This window comes from Microbacterium sp. Clip185 (assembly GCF_028743715.1).
In the GTDB taxonomy this organism is placed as follows: domain Bacteria; phylum Actinomycetota; class Actinomycetes; order Actinomycetales; family Microbacteriaceae; genus Microbacterium.
Genome location: NZ_CP117996.1, coordinates 2,581,267 through 2,597,922, shown reverse-complemented (window position 1 = coordinate 2,597,922; position 16,656 = coordinate 2,581,267). Strand labels below are relative to the sequence as shown.

General features: G+C 70.8%; 19 protein-coding genes. 11 read left to right on the top strand and 8 right to left on the bottom strand.

What is annotated here, in order from left to right; genetic code table 11:
• Positions 1-133: 133 nt before the first annotated feature.
• From PQV94_RS12575 to PQV94_RS12565, 3 genes are all read right to left on the bottom strand, one after another.
• On the bottom strand, positions 134-1,471 hold the full coding sequence (locus PQV94_RS12575) for an HNH endonuclease signature motif containing protein (RefSeq protein WP_274286148.1): 1,338 nt from the start codon (positions 1,469-1,471) through the stop codon (positions 134-136).
• Between the two features lie 229 nt (positions 1,472-1,700).
• Entirely contained in the window at positions 1,701-2,183 is a 483-nt protein-coding gene (locus PQV94_RS12570) for a hypothetical protein (protein WP_274286147.1), read from the bottom strand.
• A 49-nt stretch (positions 2,184-2,232) separates the two neighbouring features.
• On the bottom strand, positions 2,233-2,802 hold the full coding sequence (locus tag PQV94_RS12565; RefSeq protein ID WP_274286146.1) for an NUDIX hydrolase: 570 nt from the start codon (positions 2,800-2,802) through the stop codon (positions 2,233-2,235).
• A 44-nt stretch (positions 2,803-2,846) separates the two neighbouring features.
• Between PQV94_RS12565 and PQV94_RS12560 the strand changes: the two genes are divergently transcribed.
• Entirely contained in the window at positions 2,847-3,326 is a 480-nt protein-coding gene (locus PQV94_RS12560) for a GNAT family N-acetyltransferase (RefSeq protein WP_274286145.1), read from the top strand.
• Between the two features lie 3 nt (positions 3,327-3,329).
• On the opposite strand, the gene PQV94_RS12555 is transcribed toward PQV94_RS12560, so the two are convergent.
• A complete protein-coding gene (locus tag PQV94_RS12555) occupies positions 3,330-4,175 on the bottom strand; it encodes an NAD-dependent epimerase/dehydratase family protein (RefSeq protein ID WP_274286144.1) in 846 nt (281 codons plus the stop codon).
• A gap of 114 nt (positions 4,176-4,289) precedes the next feature.
• Between PQV94_RS12555 and PQV94_RS12550 the strand changes: the two genes are divergently transcribed.
• Both PQV94_RS12550 and PQV94_RS12545 read left to right on the top strand, forming a co-directional pair.
• Complete coding sequence (locus PQV94_RS12550; RefSeq protein ID WP_274286143.1) at positions 4,290-4,736, top strand: SRPBCC family protein; 447 nt, start codon at positions 4,290-4,292, stop codon at positions 4,734-4,736.
• Between the two features lie 7 nt (positions 4,737-4,743).
• A complete protein-coding gene (locus tag PQV94_RS12545) occupies positions 4,744-6,195 on the top strand; it encodes a phytoene desaturase family protein (protein ID WP_274286142.1) in 1,452 nt (483 codons plus the stop codon).
• On the opposite strand, the gene PQV94_RS12540 is transcribed toward PQV94_RS12545, so the two are convergent.
• Positions 6,184-6,492: a hypothetical protein gene (locus PQV94_RS12540; protein WP_274286141.1), complete on the bottom strand. Its 309-nt coding sequence runs from the start codon at positions 6,490-6,492 to the stop codon at positions 6,184-6,186. The genes PQV94_RS12545 and PQV94_RS12540 overlap by 12 nt on opposite strands.
• A gap of 118 nt (positions 6,493-6,610) precedes the next feature.
• On the opposite strand from PQV94_RS12540, the gene PQV94_RS12535 reads away from it, so the two are divergent.
• The 3 genes from PQV94_RS12535 to PQV94_RS12525 are packed head-to-tail and all read left to right on the top strand — an operon-like array spanning position 6,611 to position 9,758.
• Positions 6,611-7,900, top strand: a complete 1,290-nt coding sequence (locus PQV94_RS12535) for an O-acetylhomoserine aminocarboxypropyltransferase/cysteine synthase family protein (protein ID WP_274286140.1) — start codon at positions 6,611-6,613, stop codon at positions 7,898-7,900.
• Positions 7,900-8,484 (top strand): CoA-binding protein, encoded by a 585-nt coding sequence (locus PQV94_RS12530; RefSeq protein WP_274286139.1) that lies wholly within the window; start codon positions 7,900-7,902, stop codon positions 8,482-8,484. Before PQV94_RS12535 ends, PQV94_RS12530 begins: the two co-directional genes overlap by 1 nt.
• Positions 8,481-9,758: a chloride channel protein gene (locus tag PQV94_RS12525; protein ID WP_274286138.1), complete on the top strand. Its 1,278-nt coding sequence runs from the start codon at positions 8,481-8,483 to the stop codon at positions 9,756-9,758. Before PQV94_RS12530 ends, PQV94_RS12525 begins: the two co-directional genes overlap by 4 nt.
• A 98-nt stretch (positions 9,759-9,856) precedes the next feature.
• Here PQV94_RS12525 and PQV94_RS12520 read toward each other — a convergent pair whose 3' ends face one another.
• Positions 9,857-10,570 (bottom strand): TetR/AcrR family transcriptional regulator, encoded by a 714-nt coding sequence (locus PQV94_RS12520; RefSeq protein ID WP_274286137.1) that lies wholly within the window; start codon positions 10,568-10,570, stop codon positions 9,857-9,859.
• Positions 10,571-10,640: 70 nt separating this feature from the next.
• Between PQV94_RS12520 and PQV94_RS12515 the strand changes: the two genes are divergently transcribed.
• Genes PQV94_RS12515 through PQV94_RS12495 form a run of 5 tightly spaced genes read left to right on the top strand, consistent with a single transcriptional unit; the run spans position 10,641 to position 14,519 of the window.
• Positions 10,641-11,654, top strand: a complete 1,014-nt coding sequence (locus PQV94_RS12515; protein ID WP_274286136.1) for an SDR family NAD(P)-dependent oxidoreductase — start codon at positions 10,641-10,643, stop codon at positions 11,652-11,654.
• Positions 11,655-11,683: 29 nt separating this feature from the next.
• Complete coding sequence (locus PQV94_RS12510) at positions 11,684-12,487, top strand: sulfite exporter TauE/SafE family protein (protein ID WP_443192688.1); 804 nt, start codon at positions 11,684-11,686, stop codon at positions 12,485-12,487.
• 48 nt (positions 12,488-12,535) lie between these two features.
• Positions 12,536-12,982, top strand: a complete 447-nt coding sequence (locus PQV94_RS12505) for an FAS1-like dehydratase domain-containing protein (RefSeq protein WP_137417870.1) — start codon at positions 12,536-12,538, stop codon at positions 12,980-12,982.
• Complete coding sequence (locus PQV94_RS12500) at positions 12,979-13,386, top strand: MaoC/PaaZ C-terminal domain-containing protein (RefSeq protein WP_137417869.1); 408 nt, start codon at positions 12,979-12,981, stop codon at positions 13,384-13,386. Before PQV94_RS12505 ends, PQV94_RS12500 begins: the two co-directional genes overlap by 4 nt.
• The gene (locus PQV94_RS12495) at positions 13,383-14,519 is read left to right on the top strand and encodes a UDP-N-acetylmuramate dehydrogenase (RefSeq protein WP_274286135.1); all 1,137 of its coding nucleotides are present in this window, start codon (positions 13,383-13,385) and stop codon (positions 14,517-14,519) included. The genes PQV94_RS12500 and PQV94_RS12495 overlap by 4 nt, the downstream gene beginning before the upstream one ends.
• Here PQV94_RS12495 and PQV94_RS12490 read toward each other — a convergent pair.
• Both PQV94_RS12490 and PQV94_RS12485 read right to left on the bottom strand, forming a co-directional pair.
• Positions 14,516-15,325 (bottom strand): MerR family DNA-binding transcriptional regulator, encoded by an 810-nt coding sequence (locus PQV94_RS12490; RefSeq protein WP_274286134.1) that lies wholly within the window; start codon positions 15,323-15,325, stop codon positions 14,516-14,518. The two genes, PQV94_RS12495 and PQV94_RS12490, sit on opposite strands and share 4 nt — an antisense overlap.
• Before the next feature lie 33 nt (positions 15,326-15,358).
• Positions 15,359-16,636, bottom strand: a complete 1,278-nt coding sequence (locus PQV94_RS12485; RefSeq protein ID WP_274286133.1) for an MFS transporter — start codon at positions 16,634-16,636, stop codon at positions 15,359-15,361.
• Positions 16,637-16,656 lie beyond the last annotated feature (20 nt).

Genomic DNA, 16,656 nt, shown 5'->3' with positions numbered 1-16,656 from the left:
GAGCATGCCAGCCGCGGCGCGCAACGCGCGTGGAGGAGGCCTCGACACCTGTCGCAGGGCTGCGCGTTTCGTCTCGTCGCTGCGCTCCTCGCTCAACGAGCGGGGTGTGTGAAACGAGTGGGATGAGCGTGGGTCAGAACGGCGGGTGGCCCGGCGGCGATGCATCCGGAACGAACGTGGGTGTGCGCCGTTCGGGCACGACGGTGTAGATGCGCCCCGTCGGACTCGTCCACTCGGTGGACGCATCCGCGAACTGCCGCACCTTCCATCCGCCGTGGTGCTTGACGGTGTGGTGGCCCTTGCAGAGCGGGGTGAGGTTGTCGGCGGCGGTCGAGCCGCCGTGCTCCCAGGCGATCGTGTGGTCGATCTCGCACCGATTCGCCGGCACCATGCAGCCGGGAGCGCTGCATCGGGCGCTGCGCCACCGCGCGAGACGTCGCAGGCTCGCGGGCGGGCGGTACTGCGTGCGCCCGACCGACAGCACGAGTCCGGTCTCGGGGTGGGTGAGCACCCGCATCCATCCGTCGGCCGAGCCGCACAGTTCGCGGGCCTTCTCGAGGGGGATGGGGCCGACTCCGTCGACGACGGCCGGATCTTCGCCCTTGCCGAGGAGGGTGAGCGCGGGCACGGTGACCGCGACCGTCGCGCGGATGCCGCGGACCTGCTCGCCATGCTCGGGTACTTCGCCGTCGATCAGGAGGTCGGCGGCGACGTCGGCGCGTGCCTGATCGAGCGTGCGCCTCGGGTCGGCCTCGTCTCCGACCGCGCTCTCCGGGCTTTCGGATGCGGCCGGCTGCGCCGCGATGAGGGCGGCAGCCGTGCGGGTGAGGCGGTCGAAGATCGCCCGCGCTTCGACAGCAGGCAGGTACATGGTGAGCCACGCCATTCCGTCGCGGTCGTCGTCGACAGCGACCCGGCGCGCGTCGAGAGCCTCGCGCTGCCGCTCGGACAGCGTGGCGGCGCGGGCATCGTCGACGAGTCGGCGCACCGCGTGCCGGAACACGCCGATGGGCAGACGCACCGCGAGCTCGAGCGCGAGCGGGGCCAGCTCTTCGCGCAGCCATGGCTCGGCGCGGTCGACGGCGTCGACGAGAGCCTCAGCGTGCCGCTGGGTGATCCGCGCGCGGCTGAGCGCGGTAAGGGTGTCGGGGTACCGCTCGACGAGCGCTACCGCGTGGGCGATCAGTCGATCGGCGGTGGCCTCGGTAGCGCCGATCGCCTGCGCGAGCTCGAGGCGCAGCGACCGCTCGACGATGCCGCGATCGTGACGGCCCGCGCGCTTCGCGTCGGCGTGGGCATCGGCGCGCATCTCGACGATCGCCCAGACCTGCTCGGCGGCGAAGACGGACAGCATCGCGGAGACCTCGACGACACGATCGACCGCGTCCTCGGGCTCCACCGGCGCCCTCTCGACAGCGCGCGCGAACGCCGCGTCGGGGTCCTCTTCGAAGAGGCGCGCATCGCTGGACATACCTTCACAGTAGGCAGGGCCTCCGACATCGTTCTTCCCAGATGCGGAGGCAGCGGGGCCAGGGGAGGAAGGTGCCCTCGTCGTGCGGATGGACACCTGCGCCTGGTGGCCTGAGCGATGTTCGCCCGCCGCCGTGGCAGATGGTGCGGACCGGGCGCCGGTGGTCGACTGGGCGCTGTCGGGCGAGCCGCACACACGCCGCCATCGCAGGACACGTCCGGCGGCTGGCTCAATCGAGACAGAACCACGGGACTGCGTTCAGCGGCTCGCGGTCGTCGTCCGCAACCGGCCCGATGGCGAGCAGGTAGCGTGGGTTGCCGTCGACGTGACGGAGGATGACTCGCTGCGAACCTTCTTGCACGGGAAGCCGGATCGCGCCGACTGCGGTCGGCGCTTCGTCGTCGAACTGGGCGGCCATCGTTAGCTGCGTGTAGTCCGTGAGCCACAGTCCGCCCGCTCCGACATGGACGGTACCCGCCGCTTCACGCAACGTCGGAGCGTCACAGGGACCGTCTGCGACCGCGACGACCTCGTCGGCATCATCCGGGCCGGGATACGCGACGAACAGGGTCCCCTCGCGCATCTGTCCGACGAAGTGGGTCAGGAGCTGCTCAAGCTGCCAATCCTCATCAACGAAGCCACGGTACGCATCGGGCGCGACAAGGCAGAAGAATCCGTCCTCGTCGACGTGCAGAACAACGGCGTCACTCATGGCGGCACAGTAATCGATCGCGGTCTGTGGCAGCGGGCCCCAGCTCTTGTCAGACGCGCCGCAGCGGCGGCAGGTGGCCCTTCACCGCGGCGATCGCTCGTGCGACCATCAGCGGCGGGTCGACGACGAGCCCCTGAGCGATCAGCGCATCGAGCTCCGCCAGCGGCATCCGCGCCAGCCTCACCTGCTCGGCGGGGTCCGACGCGTCGGGGCGTGTCCAGGCGAATCCGGCCGTGGAGATGAACAGGTGCGTCGGCCAGGCGGCGCGGCCCGGGTTCATGAAGAACGTGTGGAGGTGCCGGAGATCATCGGGCACGATGCCGAGCTCTTCCTCGAGCTCGCGCTGCGCTGCGTGGAGGGGGTCCTCATCGGCGAGGCCGCCACCGCCGGGGAGATCGTAGATCCACCGGTCGATGGCGTAGCGGTACTGGCGAGAGAGCAGGACATCTGCTCCGTCGACGACAAGGACAGCGACGGAGAAGGGCACGCTCTCGTCGACGTCGAACGAAGTCCGGGAACCGTCCGGGAGGAGGACGGTGTGCTCGACCAGCCTCACCCGCCCCTCGTAGGCGACGGAACGTCCGATCGTCGTCCAGCGGGGTTCGCGGTCATCGTCCATCGGTCCACTCTAGGAAGCAACGCCGAGGCGGCGATGATGGTCAGATGAACGACGTCACCTTCCGCCGCTTCTCGGACGATGAGTTCCCCGCGTGGATCGCCGTCCAGCATCGCGCGTACGCCGAGGAGCGCGTGCGTGCCGGCGACGACCGCGCCACCGCCGAGCGCATCGCCGCCGAGTCGTACACCGAGCTCTTTCCCGGCGGGCTTCCCGCCGCGGGACACGACGTGCTCCACATCGAGGCGGCGGGACGCGCCGTCGGGGTGATGTGGCTGGGTCCGCATCCGCGCGGCAACGAGGGCGTGTGGTGGGTCTGGGACGTCGAGATCGACGAACCGTATCGAGGTCGCGGCTACGGGCGTGCGGCGATGCTCCTCGCCGAGCGGTACGTCGCCGAACGCGGCGCACGAGAACTCGCGCTCAACGTCTTCGGTTTCAACGAGCGTGCTCGCCGACTTTACGAGTCGCTCGGCTTCGGCGTGACGGCGGTGCAGATGAGCAAGCCCATGCGGCCGGAGTCCTGAGCCTCAGGCGCGATCGCGCCAGGAGTGCTGCGGCGCATAGCCGAGCAGGCGCTGCGCCTTCGCGGTGGAGAACAGGCTGTCGTTCGCGCCGAGCTCGCCGCGCACCTCGACGCCGGGGAACACCTCGGCGACCAGTTCGGCGTTCGGACGCGTCATGACCGTGTCGGCGGCGGCGATGAGGAAGTGGTCGAAGCCCGTCGGAGCCGTCTCGAGCGCGCGGAGCACGGCCTGCGCGCCGTCGCGGGCGTCGATGTAGCTCCACAGGTTCCACTTGCGCCGTCGCGCGTCGCCGTCGAAGGAGGGGAACTCGGCGTAATCCTCGGGCACCATGACGTTCGAGAAGCGCAGCGCAGTGATCGACAGCTCGGGATGCCAGCGAACCAGCTCGATCGCCATCCGCTCCTCGAGGTGCTTGACGAGGGAGTACACCGACTCGGGACGCGCGGGGTAGTCCTCGTCGATGGGGATGTAGGGCGGCGGCACGTCGAAGGGCAGCCCCTGCACGGTCTCGCTCGACGCCGTCACGATCCGCCGGATGCCGAGGCGGGTCGCCGCGTGCAGCACGTTGAACGACACCGTCATGTTGTTGTGGAAGACAGCCACATCCGCGCGCAGACCCGGCGCGGGAACCGCGGCCAGATGCACGAGCGCGTCGACGCCGTCGTGCTGGTCGTTCACCGACCCGAGTGCGTCGACGACCTGTCCGTAATCGGTCAGATCGACCTGCACGAAGCCCGGTCCGCGCTCACCGACCACATCGAGTCCGATGACCTCGTGCCCCGCCGCCGCCAGTTCGCGAACGACCACGCGTCCGAGCTTTCCCGATGATCCCGTCACTGCGATCCGCATCTCTCCAGCGTGCCACAGGGTGAGGTGGATAGCGGCCGCAGCCGCGAACGGCAACCCCGTCGAACCTCGCAGCGGTCGTGCTTAGCGTGACGCAACGACGATCGGAGGCCGCCCATGTCACGCAATGTCCGTCGCATGTCCTGCACGCCCGAGGATGTCTTCGCCGTGATGGCGGACGGCTGGCTGTATCCCTCGTGGGTCGTCGGCGCCTCGCGGATGCGGTCGGTCGACGATGCCTGGCCGGCCGAAGGGGCGCAGCTACACCACTCGTTCGGCGTCTGGCCCGTGCTGATCGACGACACCACCGAGGTGCGCGAGTACAACGCGCCGCGGCGGGTCGTGCTCCGCGCGCGCGGCTGGCCGATGGGGGAGGCGCGCGTCGTGATCGAGGTGCGGCCGAGTGACGACGGATGCGTGGTGCGCATCACGGAGGACGCGGTCGCCGGCCCCGGAGCGTGGATCCCGCGGTGGATCATGAACGTGCCGCTGCACCTTCGCAACGCGGAGACCCTGCAGCGATTGGCCTTCTTGGCGGAGGGTCGGGCCGCGAGAGGGGGATGATCGAAGAGTGAGCGATCTCGACGTCATCGTGGTCGGGTCGGGTCCGAACGGACTCGCCGCCGCCGTGACCCTCGCCAGAGCCGGATTCTCGGTTCGTGTGTACGAGCGCGCCGCGACCCTCGGCGGCGGCGCATCCTCAGCCGGACTGACACTGCCGGGGTTCCTCCACGACGTGTGCTCGGCCGTGCATCCGCTCGCCTTCGAGTCCGCGTTCTTCCGTGCCTTCGGGCTCACCGAACGCGTCGATTTCGTCGTTCCCGAGGTCTCGTTCGCGCATCCGCTCGACGGCGGGCATGCCGCGCTCGCGTACCGGGACCTCGACCGCACGGCTGAGGAGCTGGGGCGCGACGGTGCCGCTTACGCGCGGCTCATGCGTCCCTTGGCCGAGAACACGCGCCAGCTGGCCGAGCTGACCGGCGGGCCGTTGCTGCGCTTCCCCGCCGACCCCGTGTTCGCCGCGCGATTCGGTATGCGCGTGCTCGATCAGGGATCTGCGCTGTGGGGGCGGAGGTTCCGAGAGGATGCGGCTCCCGCCCTCGTCACCGGCGTGGCCGCGCATGCGATCCTGCCCCAGCCGAGTCTCGCCGCATCCGGCGCGGGACTCGCGCTCGCCGCCTACGCTCACGCGCGCGGCTGGCCGATCCCGATCGGCGGCAGCCAGGCGATCGTCGACGCGATGGTCGCGGACCTGCGCGATCACGGGGTCGAGGTCGTGCTCGATCACGAGGTGCGCTCACTTGCGGAGCTGCCACCGGCTCGTGCGGTGCTGCTGGACGTCACCCCCGCAGCGCTCCTGCACATCGCCGGCGACGACCTGCCGCCTTCGTACCGGGCGGCGCTCGGCCGGTTCCGTTACGGTGCCGCCGTCGCCAAGGTCGACTTCGCGCTCTCCGCCCCCGTCCCATGGGCGGATCCCGCGGTGGCGCAGGCGGGCACGGTGCACCTGGGCGGAACGCGCGCCGAGATCGCCGCTGCCGAGAACGACGTCGTACACGGTCGGATGCCGGAACGCCCCTATGTGCTCATCTCGCAGCCCTCGCTCTTCGACGACACGCGTGCCCCCGACGGCGCGCACACCCTGTGGGCCTACACCCACGTCCCCGCCGGCAGTGACGTCGATCGGGAGGAAGCCGTCGTGGCCCAGATCGAACGGTTCGCACCGGGCTTTCGCGACACGATCCTCGCCGCCCGCTCACGCACCGCGGTGGACCTCGCCCGCCACAACCCGAACTACCCCGGCGGCGACATCGCCGCCGGCACTCCCGACGTCGCTCAGTTGCTCAAGCGCCCCGTGCTGCGCAGGGACCCCTGGCGCACACCTCTTCCGGGGGTCTATCTGTGCTCGGCGTCGACCTCGCCGGGCCCCGGCGTGCACGGCCTCGGCGGGTGGTGGGCGGCGCGCAGCGCGCTCAGGCACGTGTTCGGCATCCCAGAGGCGCCGCCGCTGTCACCGCGCTGAACGCAGCCGTTCCCAGTCCACATCGAGCGTGCGCGGAAGCGTGCGAGAGAAACGCGCCGGCAGAACCGTGCCGGGCTCCGGCCAGTAGCGGGTGTCGATCACGACCTCGGCCGATGTCGTCGCACCTTCGAATCCCTCCGCGGCCAGGACCAGCTCGATCGTGCAGCTCTGGTAGCGCCGCCGAGACGATGGCGGCGTCGCCGACAGGATGCGGGCGGTGCCGGTCCACGGTGCGCCGAGCCCCGACTCGGTCAGCCGGTCCAGCGCCTCGGCTGCTCCCTCGGTCCAGTCCTCCATGCCACCGACGATAGCGACCGGTGCGGGTGCTCCGACGCACGCCGACACACGAATCGGGGCGCTGAGAAGCGGCCGGTAGGCTGCGGGAAACCCGCATCCCCCTTCGAAAGGGCCCCTCATGGCCGACCGCGAATACGGCTTCCGCACGCGTGCCATCCACGCCGGCAACATCCCCGACGCCGTCACCGGCGCCCGCGCGCTGCCGATCTACCAGTCCACGGCGTTCGTCTTCGACGACACGGAGGATGCGGCCGCGCGCTTCGCGCTGCAGAAGTACGGCAACATCTACAGCCGCCTCGCGAACCCGACGACGGCGTCGTTCGAGGAGCGCATCGCCTCGCTCGAGCAGGGCCTCGGCGCCGTGGCCACCTCGAGCGGACTCTCGGCGCAGTTCATCACGTTCGCCTCGCTCGCGGGTGCCGGCGATCACATCGTGGCCAGCGCCAACCTGTACGGCGGATCGATCACCCAGCTCGACGTGACCCTGCGCCGCTTCGGCGTGGAGACGACCTTCGTCGCCTCGGCGGATCCCGCCGATTATGCGGCCGCCATCACCGACCGCACCAAGGCGGTGTTCGCCGAGACGGTGGCCAACCCTTCGGGCGAGGTCGCCGACATCGAGGGCCTCGCGGCGGTCGCTCACGCCGCCGGTGTGCCACTCGTGATCGACTCGACGGTCGCCACGCCCTACCTGTGTCGTCCGATCGAGTGGGGCGCCGACATCGTCGTGCACTCTGCCACGAAGTTCCTCGGCGGACACGGCACCTCTCTGGGCGGGGTCGTCGTCGAGTCCGGTCGCTTCGACTGGTCGAGCGAGCGCTTCCCCCTGTTCACTGAGCCGGTGCCGAGCTACGGCGGACTCGAGTGGTCCGGAAACTTCGGCGAGTACGCCTTCCTCACACGCCTCCGCGCCGAACAGCTCCGCGACATCGGCCCGGCGCTCGCGCCGCACTCGGCCTTCCTGCTCGCCCAGGGCGTCGAGACGCTGCCGTACCGCATGAAGGCGCACGTCGAGAACGCGCGTGCCGTGGCCGAATGGCTCGACGCCGATCCGCGCGTCGAGTACGTCACCTGGGCGGGGCTTCCCGGCCACATCCATCACGACCGCGCGAAGAAGTACCTTCCGGAGGGGCCGGGCGCCGTCTTCAGCTTCGGCGTCAAGGGCGGCCGCGCGGCCGGTCGCACCTTCATCGAGTCGGTCGATCTCGCCAGCCACCTCGCCAACATCGGCGACGCGAAGACGCTCGTCATCCACCCCGCGTCCACGACCCACGCGCAGTTGACCGAGCAGCAGCTCATCGACGGCGGTGTGTTGCCGGGGCTCGTGCGCATCAGCGTCGGCATCGAGGATGTCGACGACATCATCTACGACCTCGACCAGGCCCTCGCCGCCGCGCAGGAGGCATGATGAACGACGTGACCGCCGTCGAGGAGACCGTCGAGACCCGCCTGCCGAACGGCCTGACCTGCGCGCTGCCGGCCAGCTCCCCGCTCGCCAAGCTGCTGCGCTCGCAGCGCACCTGGGAGGGGCCGGGGGCGAAGGAGCGTCTCGCGATCCTCCGCGCGGCCAAGAGCATCGCGATCGTGGGCGCTTCGGCGAACCCGGCGCGCTCGAGCTACTTCGTCGGCACCTACCTCCTGCAGTCCGGCGCCTACCGGGTGTACTTCGTGAACCCGAACGCCACCGAGATCCTCGGTCAGTCGGCGTACCCCGATCTCGCCTCGCTCCCGGAGGTGCCCGACATCGTCGATGTCTTCCGCCGGGCCGACGACATCCCCTCCGTCATCGACGACGCGATCGCGATCGGCGCGCCCACCGTCTGGGTGCAGCTCGGGATCTGGAACGAGGATGCGGCGCGCTACGGCGAGAGCAAGGGCCTGACCGTCGTCATGGACCGCTGCATCAAAATCGAGCACGCGCGCTTCCACGGCGGTCTGCACTTGATGGGCTTCGACACCGGCCAGATCAGCTCCCGGCGTACGCTGCGGTGAATGCTGTGCGGCTGCGCCCTGCCGTCGGCCACCTCACCCGGATCGGCACCGCGACCGTCCTCGCCGGTGTCGGCACCGGCCTCGCGGTACTGCTGCTGGTCTGGGTCGTCCACTCGATCGAGCACCTCGTCTGGGGCGAGGGTCATGGGCCCTTCCTCGACGGGCTCGCCCAGCCATCCGTGTTCTGGCTGCCGCTGGTGACCGTGAGCGCTGCGGGTGTGCTCGCCGCCGTCGGCTGGTACCTCATCCGCCGCTTCGGCAGCCCCGCCGCGAGCGTCGAGCAGGGAGTCGCGGGGCGCAGGATGCCGGCGCTCGAGACGCTCGTCGACACCGTGCTGCAGGTCGTCTCCGTCGCCCTCGGCGCCTCCATCGGCAAGGAGGTCGCCCCGCGCGAGCTCGCCGCGATGGCGTCGTCGAAGGTCGTCCACTGGTTCCGGCTGACGCCTCGGTGGCGCCGCATCCTCATCGCCTCGGCTGCGGGAGCCGGTCTCGCGGCCGTCTACAACGTGCCTCTGGGTGGTGCCGTGTTCGCGGTGGAGATCCTCCTCGGCGAGTTCTCGATCGCCGCCGCGGTGACCGCGCTCGCGGTGAGTGCGATCGCCACGCTGGTCGCGCGCCCGCTGGTAGGCGACCAATCCCTGTACGACCTCGGCACGATAGAGGTCAATGCGTCGCTGCTCGTCGCGGCTGTGGTGATCGGTCCGCTGATGGGCATCGTCGCCACCAGCTTCGTGGCCGCGACCAAACGCCTGAGCGCCTTCCGTCCCACCGGCTGGAAGCTGCTCGTCGTACTGCCGGTCGTGTTCGCCGCGGTCGGCGCCGTCGGGATGTTCTTCCCGCTCATCCTCGGCAACGGCCGAGCGCTGGCGACCGCCGGCTTCGAGCTCAGCGAGCCGGTCGTGTTCCTGCTCATCCTCGCGGTGCTGAAGTACGTCGCGACCACGCTCTCACTCGGTGCGGGCGCCATCGGAGGGACGCTGCAGCCCTCCGTCGCGATCGGCGCGGCACTGGGAGCGGCTGCGGCGGCGGGGTGGGCCCTGCTCTGGCCCGGGGCGAGCGGCACGGGACTCGCCGTCGTCGCCGCGGCTGCCTTCCTCGCCGCGAACATGCGGGCACCGTTCACCGCGATCGCGCTGATCATCGAGTTCACCAACACCGGCTTCTCGCTGCTGCTGCCGATCTTCCTCGCGGTCGCCGGTGCGCTCGCGGTCGCGGGGCTGCTCAAGCGCGGCGGCCTCGCCGGGTTCACCCCCGTCGATCCCGGCCGCGAGTAGCGTCACGGCGTCACGGGCCACCGCGCGTCACGCCGCGCGAGCGCGCATTCGTTTGTCGAGCGAGCATCCAATTGTGTGCTCGCTCGGCAGACGGGTGCTCATTCGGCGAGGCGGGCCTCGACGGCGGCGATGACGGCGCCGACGTCGAAGGCGAACTGCGCGTCGCCGTAGGCGTCGAAGCCGCTCCCGTCGAGGCTGCGCAGCACGCTGAGCTCCGTGGCGCCCGTCTCGCGGAGCATCCCGCGGAACTGCGCCACCTGCGGATGTCCGCCGGCGCCCGCGGCCGCCACCTCCTCGCGTGCGAAGCCCGTGGCGATGGTGGTCAACAGCAGCAGGGCGCGCCCGGCGGTGACCTCGTCGACGCCACCGGCGAGCAGCCGTTCCAGCACGACCTCGGCCGGTCGGACCGCGGCGAGGGTCGCACGCGACAGGGTGCGGAAGTGCTCGACGAGGGCGCCCGAAGCCACCAGCGACTGCCGCATCCCCTCGGCGAAGGTACGACAGGCATCCCTCCACGGCGCATCGGAGGGGATCTCGAGCGCCGCGATGCGGGTCAGGAACACGTCTTCGGCGAGCAGCTCCAGCAAGCCCTCCCGCCCGTGGACGTAGTGATGGAGCGCCTTGCGATCGACCCCGAGGGCGTCGGCGACGCCCTGCATCGTGAGCTCCTCCGCGGGCAGGCGCCGTGCAGCATCCAGGATGGCGGCGCGGTCGAGGCCCGCGCGTTCGCCGCGCCCCCGCCGCGCGGGGGGAGTGCCTGGCGTCACGTTCACTCCCTGTTCGTTCTTCTCGACGGGCGGATCGTTCGACACGAGCGTAGTATTTCCCGTGCGGGATTTATTCGTCGAACGGCGACGGCCCGCTCGAGAGAAGGGCTCTGCAATGTCGGAGAGTGTGGTGTTGACCGCGAACAGCACGATCGCGCAATGGCTGGATCACCCTGTCGGGGGCGACCTCATCCGCGGGCTGCTCGCCTCCTCGGGGACGACGGAGGATGCGCTGGGCCCGGTCCGGTCGCAGCCGCTTCAGCAGCTCGTGGCGCTCAGCCAGGGTCAGCTGCCGCAGTCTGTCGTCGACGATCTCGTGCGTCAGGCCAACGGCGGCGCGATGCCCGAGGCGACGGGTCCCGCGCCGTGGACCGAGCGAGTCGTGGCGGGTCGCTTCGCCGGCCGTACCGTGATCGTCACGGGCGCGGCCTCCGGGATCGGGCGTGCCGTGGCGTCGCGCGTGCTCCGCGAAGACGGCCGTGTCGTCGCGGTCGACATCTCCGCCGATCGTCTGGACGAGCTGGTGGCGGCGCACGGCGGGGACAGGCTCGTAGCGGTCGCCGGCGACATCACCGATCAGGCGGCCGTCGACCGGATCGTCGCGGCCGCGGGGGAGCGGATCGACGCGCTCGCGAACGTCGCCGGGATCATGGACGACTTCTCGCCGCTGGGGGAGACGACGGATGCGGTGTGGGAGCGCGTCATGTCGGTCAACGTCACCGGCACCTTCAAGCTCTCCCGCGCGGTGATCCCCGCGATGACCGCGGCCGGAGGTGGCGCCATCGTCAACGTCGCCTCGGAGGCGGGCCTTCGCGGAAACGCGGCAGGTGCCGCGTACACCGCCTCGAAGCACGCCGTCGTCGGGCTGACCAAGTCGGCCGCATTCATGTACGGCCCCGCCGGGATCCGGGTGAACGCGGTCGCCCCCGGAGCCGTCGCGACCGGCATCGCCCTTCCGTCGCACCTCTCCGAGAGCGGGCGCGCACGGGTGGCACCCTTCGAGCAGCTCATCCCGACGGTGGCCACGGCGGAGCAGCTCGCCGCATCCATCACGTTCCTGCTCTCGGATGACGCGGCCAACATCAACGGCGTGATCCTCGCGTCGGATGGAGGATGGTCGGTGCAGTGACGCCTCGGGGGCGGCGGTAGGCTCTCCCGGTGACCGACGCCCCCGCACGCGTGCTTGCGCCACGCACTCCGGCCTTCATCCTCACCTGCATCGCGACAGGGCTGCTGGCAGGCCTGCTGTCCGGACTGTTCGGCGTGGGCGGCGGTACCGTGATCGTTCCGCTGCTGGTCCTGTTCCTGAAGTTCGACCAGCGTCTCGCCGCGGGAACCTCGCTCGCGGCCATCGTGCCGACGGCCGCCGTCGGCGTGATCTCCTACGCCGTGCACGGCTCGGTCGCGTGGGTGCCGGCGATCCTGCTCGCCGTGGGCGCCGTCGTGGGTGCGCAGATCGGTACGTGGCTGCTCCCGCGCATCTCGCAGACGGCGCTGCGGTGGGGCTTCGTCGCCTTCATCGTCGTGGTGATCGCGAGCTTGTTCTTCGTGATCCCCTCCCGCGACGCGCACATCGAGGTGACGGTGGTCTCGGGCATCGCCCTCGTCGTGGTGGGTGTGTTCACCGGCATCATGGCGGGCCTCATCGGTGTCGGCGGCGGCGTGATCGTCGTCCCGATCCTCGTGCTCATCTTCGGCGCGAGCGATCTGGAGGCGAAGGGCACGTCGCTGCTGTTCATGATCCCCACCGCCCTGTCAGGAACGATCGGCAACCTGCGGCGCAAGAACGTCGACCTCCTCGCGGCCGCGCTCGTCGGCGTCGCCGCGTGCACGACGACGGCGCTCGGCGCGTGGATCGCGACGCTGCTCGATCCCTTCGTCGCCAACGTCCTGTTCGCCGCCTTCCTCGTCTTCATCGGCACGCAGATGGCGATCAAGGCGGTCCGCGGACGCAAGCGCTGAGCCATTTCTGACGGCGGTCGCCGCCGGACCGCTCGGTAGGATGGGGCTGTGCCCGTGAATCCCACCCTCGTCGAGCGCGCCTTCGAGCCGACACCGCCGTACCTCGTCGGTCGTGAGAAGGTGCGCGAGTTCGCCCGCGCCGTCTTCGCCACCGATCCCCAGCACACCGACCCGGCTGCAGCGCGGGCGCTCGGCTACGCCGATGTCGTCGCGCCGCCGACCTTCGCGATGGTGATCCAGGACCTCACCCTGCAGCAGCTGCTCGCAGAGCCCGACTCGGGGATCGCCCTCGAGCGCACGATCCACGCCGAGCAGCGCTTCCGCTACTCGCGGCCCATCGTCGCCGGCGACGAGCTCACGGCGCAGCTGCGCGTGACGGGCGTGCGCGCCGTGGGCAAGGGCGCCATGGTCACGAGCGAGGCCGAGGTGACGGATGCGGCCGGCGCACACGTCGTGACCGCCACATCCATCCTGCTGATCGGAGGCGAGGAATGACCGCGTACGAGATCGGCCAGGTCGTCGCCGAGCGCGACGTGCACCTGACGCGCGAGTCGCTCGTGCGGTACGCGGGCGCGTCGGGCGACTTCAACCCCATCCACTTCCGCGACGACGTCGCCGCCCGCGTCGGACTGCCCGGCGTCCTCGCCCACGGCATGCTCACCATGGGGCTGTCGGTCGAGACGATCGTGCCCTGGCTCGGAGATGCCGGCCGCATCCGCGAGTACGGCGTGCGCTTCACGCGACCCGTCGTCGTCGATGCCGAGACCGGAGCCGACGTGCGCGTCGTCGCCACCGTCGGCCAGATCGACGACGAGACGCTGCGCATCGACCTGACGGTGACCCACGCCGACACGACCGTGCTGGGCAAGGCGCAGGTGCGGGTGGCCCGCGAGGCATGACCGCCGTAGAACCGCTGCCGCTCGCGCAGCTGACCACGCTGGCCACGGGTGCCGCCCCTGCGCGGATGCGCGAGGCGCGGTCTCGCGAGGGGCTGATCGCCGCGCTGCGCGAGGTCTGGGCGGACGGCGACGACTGGTTCGTGCTCGGCGGAGGGTCGAACCTGCTGGTGGGCGATGAGCCCTTCGACGGCACCGTCGTGCGCGTGCTGACCCGGGGGATCGAGCGGCTGCCGTCGCCCCGCGAGGGTTTCGTGCGCCTGCGCGTGCAGGCGGGGCACGACTGGGATGCGCTGGTCGCCGACACCGTGACAGCGGGACTCGCCGGCGTCGAGGCGATGAGCGGCATCCCCGGCACCGTGGGTGCGGCTCCCGTGCAGAACGTCGGGGCGTACGGTCAGGACATCTCGCAGACGCTCGTCGAGGTCGAGCTCATCGACGAGTCCACCGGCGATGTCGCCACGGTTCCCGCCACGGAGCTGAACCTCGGCTTCCGCACCTCGGTGCTCAAGCACCACTACGGCTCGGTGGCGGCCCGTCGCGCTGTGATCCTCTCGGTCACCCTCGAGCTGCAGCAGGTCGGTCACGGCGCGGCGCCCGTTCGCGGCGAGCAGCTGCGCCGGGCTCTCGGACTCGAACCGGATGCGGTCGTCTCGCTCGCCGAGGTGCGCGAGACCGTCCTTGCCACGCGCCGCAGCAAGGGGATGGTCCTCGATGCGGAAGACGCCGACACGCGCTCCGCGGGATCGTTCTTCCAGAACGCGGTGGTGTCGCAGGAGTTCGCGCGTACCCTGCCGGCGGAGTGCCCGAAGTGGCCGCTCGAGCCCGTGATCGAGCCGGTGCGCGTGATCCCGCTCGACCGGTTCGACGGGTACGTCCCTCCGGCACCGGTGCGCTCGATCGATGTGAAGGTGAGTGCCGCGTGGCTCATCGAGCACGCGGGGATCGGCAAGGGCTTCCGCATCGGCCGCTCGCGCGCCGCGGTGTCGAGCAAGCACGCGCTCGCGCTGACGAACCGCGGCGGGGCGACGGCGGGCGAGATCGCCGAGCTCGCGCGCTTCATCCAGCAGCGGGTGCAGCAGGAGTTCGGGCTGATCCTCCAGCCCGAACCCGTGCTCGTCGGCGTCGAGCTCTAGCCGATCGTCACCGCGACCTCGACCGTGTAGTCGGTCTCGCTGGTCGCGATCACGCTCTGACGAACCTCGACCTCGTCCAGCCGCATCCGTCGCTCGCCGACGGCGTCGAACAGGGCGACGACGGCCGGATGGAGAACGCCCTCCCGCAGCTCCTCGTCGCCCGTCGGCCGCCAGCTCGCGACCAGCTCGGTGCGCGCGGGGAGGACGGCGGAGAACGCCTCCGAGCCGTGCACGCTCTCGGGCGCCACCGACAACGTCGGCCAACAGCACACGATCTCGACGCGCCCGTTCTCACCGGGCCGGAGCGCCGTCCAGAAGTTGCCCACGGGGCCGAGGCCCGCATCCTGCACGCGTTCGAAGAGCTCGCCGAGCACGCGGTTCGCGTCGTCGTCCGTCAGCGCCTCGTGTTCCTCGACGGGCACGCTGATCGCCTGTCCGAGGAACGGCTGCGCCGGCATCACGCGCTCGGTGACCGCCACGGGGGCGGCGAGTGCGCGCAGAGCGACCTCGGCCGCCCGGAACGCGTCGTCCTCTCTGCGCCGTTGCGCGAGCACGCGCAGCCGGTGCTCCTCGAGCGCCGCCGCCGCGTCACCGGAGGCGACGGCCGCCGTGACCTCCGGAAGGGGGAGGCCGGCGTCGCGGAGGGTGCGGATCTGCACCCCCGCGCGCACCTGTGCCTCCGCGTACCGACGGTAGCCCGAGCGTGCGTCGATCTCGGCCGGAACCAGGACGCCCTTCTCGTCGTAGTGGCGCAGCGCCTTGACGCTGACGCCGGTCAACCCTGAAAACTCACCGATTCCCAACATGGATCCAGCCTCCCGTCTCCCCCTGGGGGAGAGTCAAACGGTGGCCGCATCGCGCTCGGCGCGGCGGGCGATGACCACCACGCCCGCGGCCGCGACGCCGAACACGACCGCGAGGATCGCCCATCCGGCGGTGCCGAGGTTGATGGCCGTCATCGTCACGACGGCGGGGGCGACCATCGCGCCGAGCGCGTAGCCGGTGCCGTAGACGCCCTGGTAGCTGCCCATCCGCTCCTGCGACGCCAGATCGAAGCTCAGGCTCCAGCCGGCGGCGCTCGAGGTGATCTCGGCGAGCGAGTGCACGAGAGCCGCCGCGAGCAGGATCCCGGCGGCGACCACGACGGGCCCCCACCCGTCGCCGCCGACCCAGCCCGCCCCCGCCCACAGGGCGCAGGCGAGCACCATCAGCACGCCCGCGTTGCGCATGGCGCGTCCGGCGCCGGCGAATGTGCCGGTGCCGCGGCTCATGCGCACCTGCAGCAGCACGACGACGATCGTGTTCACGAGCAGGAGCGGGCTCACGAGCACGTCCGGGGCGACGGTGTGTGCGACGACCCAGAGGGGGACGGCCACCTCGTACAGTCCGAACTGGATGCCGAAGACGCCCATCAGCGCGGTGAGCGACAGGAAGCGCGCATCCCGATATGGGCTGCGTCCCTTCTGCGCGGCGGCGTCCGCATCCGTCTCTTCGGCTGTCGTGCGCCGCGCGTCCACGCGCTCCGCCGACAGGCCCCTCACCAGCACCGCGGAGACGAGGAACAAGGCGCCCGCGATCGACATGGTCAGCTGGAACGCGAAGGCGGTGCCGATCGCGAGGGGGATCGCGGCGACGGCGGTTCCCACGCCGATGCCGACGTTGGTGACGGTGCGCATCGTCGCGCGGATGCGGACGCGATCTTCGCCGAGGAAAGCCCGCCCGACGATCGCGGAACGTGCGCTCGCGTTGCCCTGCTGCGCGAGGGTCACCAGTGATGCGGCGATGATGAGGGTCAGCAGGTCGTGTACGAGGACGTATCCGATGAGGGCCGTTCCCTGCAGCAGGTGCAGCCAGAGGAGCATCCGACGGGCGCTGAAGCGGTCGGACAGGTGTCCGAAGGTGAGTGAACTCGCGACGCCGACGGCCCCCGCAATGGTCAGGCCGATGCCCACCGACAGCGGGGGGACGCCGACGATGAGCGTCAGATACAGCGTCGTGAGCGTGAAGAACGCGCCGCGGCCGAGGGTGTCGACGAGCGTGATCGTCAGCAGGCGTCGGAGAGTGTGGTCGTTGGAGATGAGGATGCGCAGGGGAACGGTGGGGGTGGTGCTCGTCACCGTTCCATTCCCGCAGGGGC

Coding starts and splice junctions, on each gene's coding strand:
- PQV94_RS12490 (WP_274286134.1), bottom strand. CDS start 15,325: ATGTTGGGAATCGGTGAGTTTTCAGGGTTGACCGGCGTCAGCGTCAAG.
- PQV94_RS12515 (WP_274286136.1), top strand. CDS start 10,641: ATGTCGGAGAGTGTGGTGTTGACCGCGAACAGCACGATCGCGCAATGG.
- PQV94_RS12530 (WP_274286139.1), top strand. CDS start 7,900: ATGAACGACGTGACCGCCGTCGAGGAGACCGTCGAGACCCGCCTGCCG.
- PQV94_RS12570 (WP_274286147.1), bottom strand. CDS start 2,183: ATGAGTGACGCCGTTGTTCTGCACGTCGACGAGGACGGATTCTTCTGC.
- PQV94_RS12535 (WP_274286140.1), top strand. CDS start 6,611: ATGGCCGACCGCGAATACGGCTTCCGCACGCGTGCCATCCACGCCGGC.
- PQV94_RS12555 (WP_274286144.1), bottom strand. CDS start 4,175: ATGCGGATCGCAGTGACGGGATCATCGGGAAAGCTCGGACGCGTGGTC.
- PQV94_RS12495 (WP_274286135.1), top strand. CDS start 13,383: ATGACCGCCGTAGAACCGCTGCCGCTCGCGCAGCTGACCACGCTGGCC.
- PQV94_RS12565 (WP_274286146.1), bottom strand. CDS start 2,802: ATGGACGATGACCGCGAACCCCGCTGGACGACGATCGGACGTTCCGTC.
- PQV94_RS12575 (WP_274286148.1), bottom strand. CDS start 1,471: ATGTCCAGCGATGCGCGCCTCTTCGAAGAGGACCCCGACGCGGCGTTC.
- PQV94_RS12550 (WP_274286143.1), top strand. CDS start 4,290: ATGTCACGCAATGTCCGTCGCATGTCCTGCACGCCCGAGGATGTCTTC.
- PQV94_RS12540 (WP_274286141.1), bottom strand. CDS start 6,492: ATGGAGGACTGGACCGAGGGAGCAGCCGAGGCGCTGGACCGGCTGACC.
- PQV94_RS12500 (WP_137417869.1), top strand. CDS start 12,979: ATGACCGCGTACGAGATCGGCCAGGTCGTCGCCGAGCGCGACGTGCAC.
- PQV94_RS12560 (WP_274286145.1), top strand. CDS start 2,847: ATGAACGACGTCACCTTCCGCCGCTTCTCGGACGATGAGTTCCCCGCG.